11 protein-coding genes and 1 pseudogene are annotated in these 13,488 nt (G+C 36.9%); 7 read left to right on the top strand and 5 right to left on the bottom strand.

Going from position 1 to position 13,488, the window contains the following annotated elements:
* Positions 1–22 precede the first annotated feature (22 nt).
* The 3 genes from DBO93_RS14610 (at position 23) to DBO93_RS14600 (ending at position 2,948) form a co-directional block, all read left to right on the top strand.
* On the top strand, positions 23–817 hold the full coding sequence (locus tag DBO93_RS14610) for a sulfite exporter TauE/SafE family protein (RefSeq protein WP_108456993.1): 795 nt from the start codon (positions 23–25) through the stop codon (positions 815–817).
* A 167-nt stretch (positions 818–984) separates the two neighbouring features.
* Positions 985–1,818: a thymidylate synthase gene (locus DBO93_RS14605; RefSeq protein ID WP_108456992.1), complete on the top strand. Its 834-nt coding sequence runs from the start codon at positions 985–987 to the stop codon at positions 1,816–1,818.
* Positions 1,819–2,108: 290 nt separating this feature from the next.
* The gene (locus DBO93_RS14600) at positions 2,109–2,948 is read left to right on the top strand and encodes an HDOD domain-containing protein (RefSeq protein WP_108456991.1); all 840 of its coding nucleotides are present in this window, start codon (positions 2,109–2,111) and stop codon (positions 2,946–2,948) included.
* An 86-nt stretch (positions 2,949–3,034) separates the two neighbouring features.
* Here the strand turns inward: DBO93_RS14600 and rdgC are convergent, their stop codons facing one another.
* Together rdgC and DBO93_RS14590 are read right to left on the bottom strand one after the other, a co-directional pair.
* Positions 3,035–3,955 (bottom strand): recombination-associated protein RdgC, encoded by a 921-nt coding sequence (gene rdgC / locus DBO93_RS14595; protein ID WP_108456990.1) that lies wholly within the window; start codon positions 3,953–3,955, stop codon positions 3,035–3,037.
* 113 nt (positions 3,956–4,068) lie between these two features.
* Positions 4,069–5,826, bottom strand: coding sequence for a HAMP domain-containing sensor histidine kinase (locus DBO93_RS14590; protein WP_108456989.1), 1,758 nt, complete (start codon positions 5,824–5,826; stop codon positions 4,069–4,071).
* Between the two features lie 325 nt (positions 5,827–6,151).
* Between DBO93_RS14590 and DBO93_RS14585 the strand changes: the two genes are divergently transcribed.
* From DBO93_RS14585 to DBO93_RS14570, 4 genes and pseudogenes are all read left to right on the top strand, one after another.
* Positions 6,152–7,078, top strand: a complete 927-nt coding sequence (locus DBO93_RS14585) for a porin (protein WP_108456988.1) — start codon at positions 6,152–6,154, stop codon at positions 7,076–7,078.
* Positions 7,079–7,318: 240 nt separating this feature from the next.
* Positions 7,319–8,019: pseudogene (gene phoB, locus DBO93_RS14580) on the top strand (phosphate regulon transcriptional regulator PhoB).
* Between the two features lie 10 nt (positions 8,020–8,029).
* Positions 8,030–9,316 carry a phosphate regulon sensor histidine kinase PhoR gene (gene phoR, locus DBO93_RS14575; protein WP_108456987.1) on the top strand — a complete coding sequence of 429 codons (1,287 nt, stop codon included), beginning with the start codon at positions 8,030–8,032 and terminating at the stop codon, positions 9,314–9,316.
* A gap of 275 nt (positions 9,317–9,591) precedes the next feature.
* Positions 9,592–10,551: a phosphate ABC transporter substrate-binding protein PstS family protein gene (locus DBO93_RS14570; RefSeq protein ID WP_108456986.1), complete on the top strand. Its 960-nt coding sequence runs from the start codon at positions 9,592–9,594 to the stop codon at positions 10,549–10,551.
* A 220-nt stretch (positions 10,552–10,771) separates the two neighbouring features.
* Here the strand turns inward: DBO93_RS14570 and DBO93_RS14565 are convergent, their stop codons facing one another.
* From DBO93_RS14565 to ettA, 3 genes are all read right to left on the bottom strand, one after another.
* On the bottom strand, positions 10,772–11,269 hold the full coding sequence (locus tag DBO93_RS14565; protein WP_108456985.1) for an ACT domain-containing protein: 498 nt from the start codon (positions 11,267–11,269) through the stop codon (positions 10,772–10,774).
* A 36-nt stretch (positions 11,270–11,305) separates the two neighbouring features.
* Positions 11,306–11,665: a PilZ domain-containing protein gene (locus DBO93_RS14560; RefSeq protein WP_108456984.1), complete on the bottom strand. Its 360-nt coding sequence runs from the start codon at positions 11,663–11,665 to the stop codon at positions 11,306–11,308.
* A 106-nt stretch (positions 11,666–11,771) separates the two neighbouring features.
* A complete protein-coding gene (gene ettA, locus DBO93_RS14555; protein WP_108456983.1) occupies positions 11,772–13,451 on the bottom strand; it encodes an energy-dependent translational throttle protein EttA in 1,680 nt (559 codons plus the stop codon).
* Positions 13,452–13,488: the final 37 nt, after the last annotated feature.

Below are 13,488 nucleotides of genomic sequence, written 5' to 3'. Positions count from 1 at the left end.
CCATATAACGCAAGTGATGTTGATGTTTACTAGTGTTTTTATTGCCTGTGCTTTTTTGGGCGCTATTGTTGGATTTTTTGCCGGCTTATTAGGTATCGGTGGCGGACTGATCATTGTACCTGTATTAGTTTACTTATTACCGCTTCTAGGAATTAGTGCAGAACTGTCATTTCCAATGGCACTTGCAACGTCTTTAGCTTCAATTATTTTTACCTCTACCTCTGCCGCTTTTGCCCATCACAAAAATGGTAATATTCCTTGGCCGTTAGCAAAAAGCCTGGTGATAACTGTTGCTATTGGCGCGGTACTTGGTGCTGTTCTAGCTGATTTACTGTCATTAAATGCGTTAACAAACATATTTGGTACTGCGGTACTCATTTTAGCCCTCTACATGCTTCTATCGATTAAAGTTGAACGTAGCGTGCCATTGCCATCGAAATGGTTGTTACAGTGCATTGGGCTTTTCACCGGCGTTTTAGCCAGTTTGATGGGGATCGCAGGTGGTGCCATATTAGTACCTATTTTAATGTATTACTCACTTTCTATGCGACAAGCTATAGGTGTTGCAACAGCTTGCGGCATTATTGTCGCGTTATTTGGCACTTTGGGTTACGTGTTTGTAGGCTTGGGACAAAGTGACCTGCCGCCATGGAGTGTTGGGTATATCTATTTACCTGCTTTATTAGGCATAGTGTTAACCTCATCGTTATTCGCCCCGCTAGGGGTCAAAGCAGGGGCAAAACTGTCCTTACCGTATTTGAAAAAAGGCTTCGCAGTATTTTTAATGTTAGTTGCCATTAAAATGATGTGGTATTAGCGAAAAAATACAGCTTTATATGATAATAATTTGTCGACAAATTTGTGCAAAAAAGTACTAAGTGCTGATAAACTGTCATTATTGCAACGCGGTGTTGAACATTTCATTTTACTCTGCATTTTGGCAGTAAATATCTACTGTTATTAATAACATTTAAGGAAAACCTAGTGAAAGCATATCTTGATTTAATGCGTCATGTCAGAGACGAAGGGGTTGAAAAATCTGATCGTACTGGTACAGGTACAAAAAGTATATTTGGTTATCAAATGCGTTTTGATCTTGCCAAGGGTTTTCCGTTAGTTACAACAAAAAAATGCCACCTTAAATCAATAATTCATGAGTTATTATGGTTTATTAAGGGTGAGTCGAATATCGAATACTTAAAGCAAAATGGTGTTAAAATTTGGGATGCTTGGGCAACAAAAGATGGTGAACTTGGCCCTGTATACGGTGTGCAATGGCGAAACTGGCCAGCGCAAAATGGCGAAACTATCGACCAATTAGCGCAATTAATTGACGATTTGAAAAACAATCCAGACTCACGTCGACACATTATTACGGCTTGGAACCCAGCTTTACTTCCTGACACATCGATAAGCCCTGATGCTAATGCTGAAATAGGCAAACAAGCTTTGCCGCCTTGTCACACCTTGTTCCAGTTTTATGTACTTAATGGCAAGTTAAGCTGTCAGCTATATCAACGCAGCGCTGATATTTTTCTGGGCGTACCATTTAATATTGCAAGCTATGCCTTATTTACGATGATGATCGCACAAGTTTGTGATTTGGAGTTAGGCGATTTTGTGCATACATTTGGTGACGCGCATTTGTACTTAAACCATCTTGAGCAAGTAGACGAACAGTTATCTCGCGAGCCTTTGCCTTTACCTAGTATGTGGATTAACCCTGCAGTAAAAAGTATTTTCGATTTTACATTTGAAGATTTTGAACTACAAAATTATCAGTCTCATGCTCATATTAAAGCGGCGATATCGGTATAGTTGATTTCAACATTGGTTGCAAAAAACATTAGAGAAAGAGTGCATTTAAGCACTCTTTTTTATTTTAATATTCCTATCATTATCATCACAATTCATGATGTACAGAGAAGACGTTAGGTTATTTATATTATCTGTATGACTCTCAATGCCATATTTATGATGGCGAACCCATGGTATTTTCCGCTTAAAGTTAGAGGTTAAAAAATATACTTTTAATTGCTTAGTTTTCAATGTACTGTAAATGTATTGTATCAATAGCTGTATATTAACTTTACTCGTAGGTAACCTTTATGGGCGCAGAAAACGCACTTTATATCATACTCATAGAAAAAATAAGACAAGATGCGTTAGTGCTACCAACTTTACCTGAAGTGGCATTGAAAGTAAGACAAGCAGCAGACGACCCCGATATTAGTCTAATGAAAATGAGTGAAATTATCAGCCATGATGCGGCGCTTTCTTTAGGTGTTTTAAAGGTGGCAAATAGTGCTGCTTTTGGGCGAGAAGTTAAAGTGGAGTCCGTAGCTAAAGCCGTTACTCGTATCGGTTTAAGACAAATTAAAAATATTGCTACAGCTATGGCTATTGAGCAAATGTTTGTTTCCAACAACCATTTTATTTCTGACTATATGCAAAAGTCTTGGCGTAAAACTGTTGATGTTGCTTCGGTTGCTATTGCACTGATGACATTGTATTTACAGAAAAATAAACAATCAGAACTCACTCTTGAAACATTAACTTTAGCAGCACTTATTCATAATATTGGTGTGTTGCCAATATTAACTGAAGCAGAAGGGCACCCTGAAGTATTTGCAAACCCTGCTTTTTTGAACAAAGCGATTATTAAGTTCTCTAATGAAATTGCCGCTGAAATGACAAAAGCTTGGGAGTTTTCTGAAGATTACAGTGAATTAGTGATGACCTGGAATGATTTAAGCGTGCTACCCAAAAACGCGCATTATATTGATTTTATTCGAGCAGGTGCTGTTTATCATTCGATATTTAAAAATGAGTCAACACAAGAGTTTTTGCTTAGAAGCTATGTTGATAAAGGTATTTTACCAAACTTGAACTTTATGGCCTCAGAAGATTTTAGTGATAGGTTAGCAAAAGCTAAGTCAATGTTTTAACAATTATATCTCTGCTATATATATTGAAAAAAGGCGCTATTTAGCGCCTTTTTAGTTTGCAGAGTATATCTTTAAAACGTCGCTAATTATGTTTCTAAATAATCACTGGCTTTAAGTGAAAATTCAGCTAATAAATTATCTATAAAGCGGTTTAATTCGCCTGCCATTAAAGCAAAGTCAGCATCAAGTTTAGCGACAACATCGTCACTATCAATATCATCATTTTGCTCTTGAATAACATCATAAAACTTCAGGCGTTTAATCGCTAAGTCATCACATAAGATAAATGACAATGATTCATCCCACTCTAGTGCAACTTTTACAACATACTTATCGGCATCTAAATGTGCTTTGATTTCTTCTGATGTTAAATCTTGATTTTTAACACGAACCACAGCACCGTCATCACCTAAAGCATTAAACTCAGCTTCCATACCTAATTGAAAGTTAGCGCCTAGGTTACTTTCAACTAACCATTCAGTCATAAGTTCATCAGGTGCTTTTTCAGGTGATGGTGTTGTTACTGGCAATGTACCTAGTGATTTACGTAAAAGTGCTAAAAAGTCTTCAGCTTTACCTCTACTACTGGTGTCAATAACAATAAGGTTGTGAACAGGGTTGATATAAGCACGAGTGTCACTGTAGCGAGAAAAAGCGCGGGGTAGTAACTCAAAGATAATATCTTCTTTAAATTGCTCTTTTTCTTTTTTTGTAGCGCCGCGAGATTGTTCTGCTTCTAATTGTGCTATTTTTTGCTCGATCATGTCTTTAACAACAGGAGCAGGGAGAATTTTTTCTTCTTTGCGAGCACATAATAAGTAATTACCATTTACGGCGTGTACTGTTGTGTCACCATGCTTGCCGAGTGCATTAACCCAGCCAAAATGTGATTGCTCAGTTGATGCGCAAGGAGTAAATAAATGCTCAGATAATTGTTTCTCTAAATCTTCTTCAGAACATTCAAAAGGGCGGGTAAAGGCAAAAAAGTAAAGGTTTTTAAACCACATTAAGATAATCCTTGCCCTATTACAGTGGGCGAATAATTGAAAAACGAGGGCTATATTACCGTACTTATTTCGATCACGCACGCCTTAGATTAATCTTGCTGCTCCCTGAGCATTTAGCGCATATTATTAAACTTAATTTCGTAAGTTAAACCTTTGTCAACGACAGAACTAGCATGAATAATGCCACCCAAAGTGTCGGTAACAAGGTTATGAACTATATGTGTGCCTAAGCCTGTACCGCCTTTGCCAGATTCCGTAGTAAAAAATGGGTCAAACAAATGGGCTAATTGATGCTCAGATAAACCGTGACCGTTGTCTTTGTAAACAATATGAATTTGTTCACCATTAAATTGCACCGTTATAGTGATTTCTCCTCGATTGATATTTTTAAAACCATGGAGTACTGAATTAATGATGAGATTAGTAAATATTTGAGAAATAGCACCTGCATGGCAATATATCTCAGCGTCACTTGGACAATTTACCTTAATCGTGTGATTGGTTTTTTTCAACTTAGGATGCAGTGAGTGAATAATTTCATCGAGGTATTTAGCCAAGTTAATTTGACGAATTTTTTCACTAATTTGATCAACGGCAACTTGTTTATAGCTAGTAACTAAATCAGATGCACGCTCGAGATTGTTGAGCAATAAATTTAGGCCTTGCTGTGAGTTGTCGGTGAAATCGTTAAGCTCACGTTTAGATAGTTTATTATTTTCAATGTCAGCTTTAAGTTTAATCAGTAAATCTGCTAAGTAAGTTGTTGAGGTTATACTGACGCCAATTGGCGTATTAATTTCATGAGTAACTTCTGCCGACATCGTGCCTAGAACGGCCATTTTTTCTGCATCAAGTAATCGTTCTTGGGCTTTTTTTAATTCAATTATTGAGCCTTTTAATTCATGATTTGTTTCTAAGAGTGTTTTTTCGGTGATACTTCTGCGACTGTTTTCAGCTTGCAGTTTTTGTTGTTGATCTAACAATTCACGTTGCTGTATTTCCATTTTTAACATGGTAGTGCTAAGTGAAGATGTTTTGCGAGCTACTTCTTGTTCTAACATTAAGTTTTGTTCATCTAACTTACTGTTAGCTGAAATAACTTTACTTTGCGTAACGGCCAGTTTCTCTTTGTAAATCACAAGTTCATCGATGAGGTTGTTATAGGCATTTTGCAGAATACTTAATTCATTATTCTCATAATTAATGACATGCAATTTAGAGGCTTCAGGATCATCGATATCAAATTGGTTGATTTGCTCAGTTAATTCGTTGAGTGGATTAGTTAACAGGCTTGAAAAGGCTAAAGAAAATAACAATACAAGTGCTGCGGTTTTAACCATTGCATTACCAATGAGAAAATAAATACCAACTTGTATGCGATTAAATATCACTTCATTACTGGATAATAAAGTTACTGAGCCAACTTTAGTGGTGCGACCTGAAAATTCAAAAATCAATGGGAAAGTATGCCCAAATAATCCAGTATTATGAGAACTGACATTAAAATATTTTTGATCGTTATCACTTTCCCCTTCGTTTACCGACTCTATAAAGAGGTTATCTTCTCCTGTTGCAACTCCTAATTGGGCAATAATAGAGTTATTTTCATCGGTAACCGTAATGCCTTTAATCATGGGAATAGCGACTAAACCTTCGGCAATCGATACTGCTTGCTGGGTGTTAAGTTCCCATACCGCACGAGTTAAGCTGCCACTGAAGGTTTTTTCTAACGTAAGTAGCTCACTTGCAATGTGATTTTTAGTATTAATATATTCGGCACCAATTTGTACGCAAGTAACGATAAATGTCAGTACAAAGTAAAATGACAATACGCGTGTAAGGAGCTTTCGTGACAAACTGTTTAATTTCATTAAATAATTCTTTTATTAAGTATTTATTGATTTTAACTGCTTTTAAAAGTGTTGCACCTTTTTCATTCAGCTATGTGGTCAATATATTAGGAAGGAAATATTCCCTAATTCCTTATGCTAGATATTTTAATATACGGTATTAGACAGCATATTTCCTAAGAAATATTACATTTTGTTTTAGTTATACGAGTAGTTATCAATAATTTATAATTTTTTTAACAAATTGATGAGAAAATAATTCCTTGTGTCACAATAGTGTCATAAAGGTTTGGCAATATAGCCGCAATTATTTTTTGGCCATACTTAAATTTATAAAGGTACTAACATGAAACACACTTACAACAAAATCGCTGTCGTTTTATTGTCTACTTTATCTATGTCGGCATTTGCAGCTGATGTTGAAGTCTACGGTAAAGCAAATCTTTCTCTTCAATCTTCTGATGAGGGTGAAGGATCGTTTACTGAAGTAAAAAGTAACGCTTCTCGTATTGGCCTTAAAGGCTCACATGACCTAGGTGATGGTTTAACGGTACTTTATAAAGCTGAGTTTCAAGTTGACTTAGATGGTGATAGTGACTCAGGTGACAGCATTACTGACCGTAACCAGTATGTTGGCCTAGCGGGTAGCTTTGGTGAAGTATTATTGGGTAAAAACGATACAATGCTTAAGCAATCACAAGGTAAAGTTGATTTATTTAGTGATTTAAATGGCGATATTAAAAGCTTATGGAAAGGTGAAAACCGCATGGCTGATACGCTTTCTTATAAATCGCCTAAATTTAGTAACTTTCAAGTAGGTGTTACTTATATTGCTGAAGATGCTGTAGATGCTGATGACGGTGTTTCGATTGCCGTATTTTACGGTGATGCTAAACTGAAAAAAACAAATATATTTGCATCTGTTGCCGTTGATTCAGATGTGAAAGGTTATGACATTACACGCGCGACAGTGCAGGGTAAAGTATCTGGTGTGGTATTAGGTGCAATGTTACAGACTCAAGAAGCAATAGACGGCAGCAATGAAATGGACGGTTTCATGGTGTCAGCAAAATATAAAATGGATAAAGTAACCTTTAAGGGCCAATACCAAGCTGCTGACTTTAAAGACGGCGATGATAAATCAGGTATTACTGTTGGTGCTGATTATTCATTAGCAAAAAGCACAAAGCTATACACTTTTTACACTACCTTTGATATGGACAGTGGCGAAGACCAAAATTATTTAGCTGCCGGCATTGAATATAACTTTTAATCTTGATGGTGACTTTCTCATTAAGTTATTAAGTGAACATACTTTTAACTATGTTTCATTGTGATAAAGCCGCATTTAGCGGCTTTTTTCTTGCCTATTTGTTTTGTATCGTTGATCATGATGCTATCCAATTTATCAATTGGGCTAAGGGATTTTAGCTATATTTTTGCCTTTGTCATGAAACTGTCATATTTATTTATCACAATGTTCATTATACGATTAGGCTATTAGGACGGATGCATGAATAGACAAATATTGGTTGTTGAAGACGAAGCAGCAATAAGGGAAATGATAACTTTTGTGTTAGAGCAAAATGGTTTCAATGCCATAGAAGCTGAGACAATAGAACAAGCACAAGCTAAAATTAAAGAGCCATATCCTGATTTAATCTTACTTGATTGGATGCTACCAGGTGGTACAGGTGTTAAGTTAGCCAAGTCATTAAAGCAAAATGAATACACTCGCTCCATTCCTATTATCATGTTAACGGCAAGAGCCGATGAAGATGATAAAGTTAAAGGCTTTGACGCAGGTATTGATGACTATGTTACTAAGCCATTTTCACCGAAAGAATTAATTGCACGGATTAAAGCGGTAATTCGAAGAGTTGCACCAACAGCATTAGAAGAAACCATCGATTTTCATGGCATTACCTTAGACCCTGTGGCTCATCGTGTATCCATTAATGATACAGCCTCGAACTGGGGCCGACAGAGTTTCGTTTGTTACATTTCTTCTTGACCCACACTGAGCGTGTGTATAGTCGAGAACAGTTATTAGACAATGTATGGGGAACTAATGTGTATGTTGAAGATAGAACGGTTGATGTGCATATACGCCGTTTACGCAAAGCAATTACTGGTCATGGGCACGAAGAATTTATTCAGACAGTTAGAGGCTCGGGATATCGCTTCTCTGGCAAAATTAAAACCTCAGGTTAGTTACTAATATATGTATTTTCGCATTACAGCTCGCGCACTTTTAACCCGTATTATTAGTGGGCTTATTGCCAGTGCTATTGTAGGTTATTTAATTGGCCAAACATTTTTGGTTGTCAGCCTGGTAACCATAGGTTTGCTTGCTTGGCATTACAGTCATTTATTTAAATTAATTCAGTGGTTGTGGCAAGGGAAATCAATATCTCCGCCACAAGCTAATGGCGTATGGGGCAGAATATATGATGGTCTTTACCGACGAATTCGTAAGCAACGTCAAAAGCAAAAACAATTAAATGAGCGTATTCGAAAATTTCGTGATGGTGCAGAAGCATTACCCGATGCTGCATTAGTACTGTCACATGAACTCAATATTTTATGGGGAAATAAAAAAGCTTCCCAGCTTTTGGGTGTTCGCTGGCCGGGTGATGTTGGTCAACGTATTGATAACTTGATTCGATTTCCTGAATTTTCAAAATATTTAGAAGATGGCGACTTCGAAAGTCCCTGTTTGATCATTTCACCGATAAACACTGAACTACAGCTTGAATTGCGAATGATGGCCTATGGTAGTGATCAAATTTTATTATTAGCGCGCGATATCAGTAAAATTCAACGACTTGAAGAAATGCGCCGTGACTTTGTCGCTAATGTGTCTCATGAGCTAAAAACACCATTAACCGTAGTACGAGGTTATGTCGAAATGGTGCAAGCAAGTGATAGTGCATTAGAGCCTCATTGGCAAAAAGCTTTTTCAACGATTGAAACACAAGTATCTCGAATGGATCGGTTGGTTGAACAGCTATTGGTATTATCAAGAGTTGAGAATAATGTTGATTCTGATAATCATCATCAAGTTGATTTGTCACGTTTAATCTTAACGATAGTTGAAGATGCGCAATGGTTAAATCAAGAGAAAAATCATGTTATTCACAGTGATATTGCACCAGATATAAGTCTTGAAGGAAATGAGCACGAATTAAAAAGTGCCTGTTTAAATTTACTTTCTAATGCGATTGCCTATACCCCTGAAAATGGCGTTATTGATGTAACACTGCGAATTGATGGTAATAAAATACGTTTTAGTGTTAAAGACAATGGGCCAGGCATTAAACCAGAGCATGTTAATCGGTTAACTGAACGATTTTTCCGCGTTGATAAATCTCGCTCACGAAATACGGGTGGCTCAGGGTTAGGATTAGCAATAGTTAAGCATGTATTGAATCATCACCATGGTGAGCTTTCTATTGAGAGTGATTGGCAACAAGGTAGTGAATTCATTATTTATTTTAAAACCTTATAACATCGTTAATTTTATTTTAGTGGCTAGTGAATTTTCGCTGCTTTTATCAAATATCCCTCAAGCACATAAAAAATACCCACACTAACCTTATTCAATGTTTTGTTTATTTTCTGTAAATCTGCATGTCTGAAAGTTTCTAACACTTTTACAATAATGCTTGTTGCGATGACAAATTATTAAGGCTTGTCATACAAGTGTCATAAACTTTACTTATTATTGTCATATTCACTTTCTATAGTGTTCTCAAATTAATTATATTTCTCTCGGAGAGTAACATGAGTTTAAAGCGTACATTAAGCGTTATTGGTTTATCTACCCTTATCAATTTTTCTGCATTTGCAGTTGATAGTGATTTACCAATCTATAAAAAAGTAAGTGGTGTTTCAGGCAATGTTTCGTCTGTTGGCTCAGATACATTAGCCAATATGATGACCTTTTGGGCGGAAGAGTTTAAACGTACTTATCCTAATGTTAACGTACAAATTCAAGCTGCTGGGTCTTCAACAGCTCCACCAGCATTAACAGAGGCAACATCTAACCTTGGTCCTATGAGCCGTAAGATGAAGTCGCGTGAAATTGAAGCATTTGAGAAACGTTACGGCTACAAACCTACAGCAGTTCGTGTGGCTATTGATGCCTTAGCGGTTTTTGTTCACAAAGATAACCCAATTAAAGGCCTACGTATTGATCAAGTCGATGCCATTTTTTCAAACAATCGTAAATGTGGCGCTCACAAAGATGTCGACCGTTGGGGTGACTTAGGTCTTACCGGCGAATGGACAGGTAAAGATGTTCAATTGTACGGTCGTAACTCAGTGTCAGGCACTTACGGTTACTTCAAAAAGAAAGCCTTATGTAAAGGTGACTTTAAAAATAGTGTTAATGAACAACCGGGTTCAGCATCTGTTGTTCAATCGGTTTCTGCTTCATTGAACGGTATTGGTTACTCAGGTATTGGATATAAAACATCAGGTGTTCGAGCATTACCATTGTCGAAAAAAGGTGAGAACTTTATTGAAGCTAACATGGAAAATGCTATTTCAAAAACATACCCACTTTCACGCTTTTTATATGTGTATGTAAATAAACACCCTAATAAGCCTTTAGCTCCTATGGAAGCTGAGTTTTTGAAAATGGTGTTGTCAAAATCAGGACAGAGCATTGTAGAAAAAGACGGCTATATTCCTTTACCGGCTTCAGTGGTAGAAAAAGAGTTTAAAAAGTTAGGTTTATAGCGATGTAACGCATAAGCAATAACGAGATTAAAAAAGTCCGCAACCTGCAAAGGTTGCGGACTTTTATGTTCAGACCTTTCTAAAATATCCTGATATTCTAGGAACTAGTGCCTTCATACAGGTTAATGTGTTTCAGTTTTTTTGTTCCAGACAAAACTAAGTACCTGCTGTTATGAAAGTAATAAAAACCACTATTAAAAGTGAGTTCAGTCGGTTATTTTTAGCGAGAAATATCTACCATTAAGTCATCGGCGAGGTTTTCAAGCGCATCTATCATGGTATCTATGGTGTTTTTGTTTACAGATATAGTCACTTTTGCTTTGAATAATTCATGCCCAGCATGTGGTGCTATTTCTTGGGTACTGACTAATTTTAGTAAGTTACCACCATGATGGTGAATCGTTGATGAAATTTCTTGTACTATGCCTGATCTATCATTTGCTGTTAATTCTAAAACGAGTATGGTTTCAGGTGCAGAAACTTCTTGCTGTACATGTTCAATTTGCATTTTAAAGCCAGGCAAAATTGCAAGTTTATCTGCTAATTCTGTTGCGTTTTCAGCAGGAACAGCAATTTCTACCACACCAGCAAAAACACCTGAAATTTGATGTAAGCTTGATTTTTCCCAGTTAGCTTTATGTTCAGAAATTAAGTCAGATAAAACTTTAACTATACCGGGACGATCTGCGGTCATAAAAGAAATAATAAGATGGTTCATGGTAAATCCTTTGAAATTTTTTAAGTGTAAAAATAATTAACTTCGGGTCAGTCTTGAGAGTTCTTTGTGTAATTGTTCATCGTCTGCGAGATTAAGTTCAATTAATCGACGTAACGAACTTACGCTGTCTATATCAATACCATTACATTGCACTCGAATATTATTACTCTCTTGATGGACAACAACAACATTCATCATAATTTTGCTATCAGCTTGATTTAATCTAAATGAGAGTAATCCCAATTTTTTTGAGAAAACTATTCCTTGAGTGTCAGCACAAAGTAATGCGCCGTTTAAAGATATATCTTGAATATTGACACGCAACGACTGCTGGTCGATGGCTAGCTCAGCCTGCATAGAGAAAAGTATTCGCGTAAATTGACGTCTATTTTTCATGAGAGGTATTTATGACAAAGTGATTTATTTAGCATAGCTCGCTTTTAGCAAAAAGGCACCTTAATTAATAGATTAAGGTGCCTTTATCTTGTTGTTAACTAATTAGTTAACCAATTTTTTTATATTTTATACGGTGTGGTTGGGTCGCTTCGGCGCCATAGGTTTTTTTCATCCATTCTTCATATTCAGTATAGTTACCTTCATAGAAGTTGATTTGACCTTCATCACGGTAGTCAAGAATATGCGTAGCAATACGATCAAGGAACCAGCGATCATGTGAAATAACCATTGCACAACCTGGAAACTCTAATAACGCTTCTTCAAGCGCACGTAAGGTTTCAACATCCAAGTCATTGGTTGGCTCATCGAGTAATAATACATTACCGCCTGTTTGCACTAATTTGGCTAAATGCACACGATTTCGCTCACCACCAGATAAGTCACCAATAATTTTTTGCTGATCATTACCTTTAAAGTTAAATCGGCTGACATAAGCACGGCTTGGAATTTCAAAGGTACCAATATTTAAAATTTCATGGCCTTGTGATATCTCTTGGTAAACTGTTTTGCTGTTATCCATGTCATCACGGAACTGATCTACGCTGGCAAGTTTTACTGTATCACCAAGTTCTACATTACCTGAATCTGGTTGTTCAGCACCTGACATTATTTTGAATAAAGTTGATTTACCAGCACCGTTTGGCCCGATAATACCGACGATAGCACCTTTAGGAACGCTAAAGCTTAAATCATCAATCAACACTCTGTCGCCAAAAGATTTAGTTAAGTTATTAACATCTAATACTTTATCGCCTAAGCGAGGACCCGGCGGAATGTATAACTCGTTTGTTTCATTACGTTTTTGATGATCTTGGCTGTTAAGCTCTTCAAAACGTGCCATACGGGCTTTGCTTTTTGATTGACGAGCTTTAGGGTTTGAGCGCACCCATTCAAGTTCTTGCTTAATGGTTTTTTGTAGCGCACTTTCACTTTTACTTTCTTGCTCAAGACGCGCATTTTTTTGCTCTAACCATGAAGAGTAATTACCTTCATAAGGAATACCATGGCCTCTATCAAGTTCTAATATCCAGCCTGCAACATTATCTAGGAAATATCTATCATGGGTAATTGCCACAACAGTGCCAGGGTAATCATGTAAAAATCGTTCTAGCCACGCCACAGATTCTGCATCTAAATGGTTGGTTGGCTCATCAAGCAATAACATGTCAGGCTTTTGTAGTAACAAGCGACAAAGGGCAACACGACGACGTTCACCACCACTAAGCACACCAATTTTTTGTTCCCATTCAGGTAAACGTAAAGCATCGGCAGCACGCTCTAGAACATTGTCAATATTATGTCCGTCTTGGCTATTTATAATATCTTCTAATTGACCTTGCTCTTTTGCTAATGCGTCAAAGTCAGCATCAGGTTCTGCATATTCTGCATAAACTTGATCTAAACGAGCCATGGCATTTTTAACTTCAGAAACCGCTTCTTCTACAATTTCACGGACAGTTTTTGCTTCATCTAATATTGGCTCTTGTGGCAAGTAGCCAATGTTAGTGCCTGCAAGTGCTTTTGCTTCACCTTCAAATTCAGTGTCTAGGCCAGCCATAATGCGAAGTAAAGTTGATTTACCCGAACCATTAAGACCAAGTACACCAATTTTTGCACCAGGAAAGAAGGAAAGTGATATGTCTTTTAATATTGTACGTTTAGGAGGAACCACTTTGGAAACGCGGTTCATCGACATAATGAATTTATCTGGTAATGGTTGTGCCATGGAAAGCCTTTTTAAAACAGGATAAGAATGGTAGCTA

Origin of the sequence: Colwellia sp. Arc7-D (assembly GCF_003061515.1) — a bacterium.
In the GTDB taxonomy this organism is placed as follows: domain Bacteria; phylum Pseudomonadota; class Gammaproteobacteria; order Enterobacterales; family Alteromonadaceae; genus Cognaticolwellia.
The sequence above is the reverse complement of the archived record's forward strand: the minus strand, read 5'-3'. Positions and strand labels throughout refer to the sequence as shown.

Coding starts and splice junctions, on each gene's coding strand:
- DBO93_RS14560 (WP_108456984.1), bottom strand. CDS start 11,665: ATGAAAAATAGACGTCAATTTACGCGAATACTTTTCTCTATGCAGGCT.
- phoR (WP_108456987.1), top strand. CDS start 8,030: ATGTATTTTCGCATTACAGCTCGCGCACTTTTAACCCGTATTATTAGT.
- DBO93_RS14600 (WP_108456991.1), top strand. CDS start 2,109: ATGGGCGCAGAAAACGCACTTTATATCATACTCATAGAAAAAATAAGA.
- rdgC (WP_108456990.1), bottom strand. CDS start 3,955: ATGTGGTTTAAAAACCTTTACTTTTTTGCCTTTACCCGCCCTTTTGAA.
- DBO93_RS14610 (WP_108456993.1), top strand. CDS start 23: ATGTTTACTAGTGTTTTTATTGCCTGTGCTTTTTTGGGCGCTATTGTT.
- DBO93_RS14570 (WP_108456986.1), top strand. CDS start 9,592: ATGAGTTTAAAGCGTACATTAAGCGTTATTGGTTTATCTACCCTTATC.
- DBO93_RS14590 (WP_108456989.1), bottom strand. CDS start 5,826: ATGAAATTAAACAGTTTGTCACGAAAGCTCCTTACACGCGTATTGTCA.
- ettA (WP_108456983.1), bottom strand. CDS start 13,451: ATGGCACAACCATTACCAGATAAATTCATTATGTCGATGAACCGCGTT.
- DBO93_RS14585 (WP_108456988.1), top strand. CDS start 6,152: ATGAAACACACTTACAACAAAATCGCTGTCGTTTTATTGTCTACTTTA.
- DBO93_RS14565 (WP_108456985.1), bottom strand. CDS start 11,269: ATGAACCATCTTATTATTTCTTTTATGACCGCAGATCGTCCCGGTATA.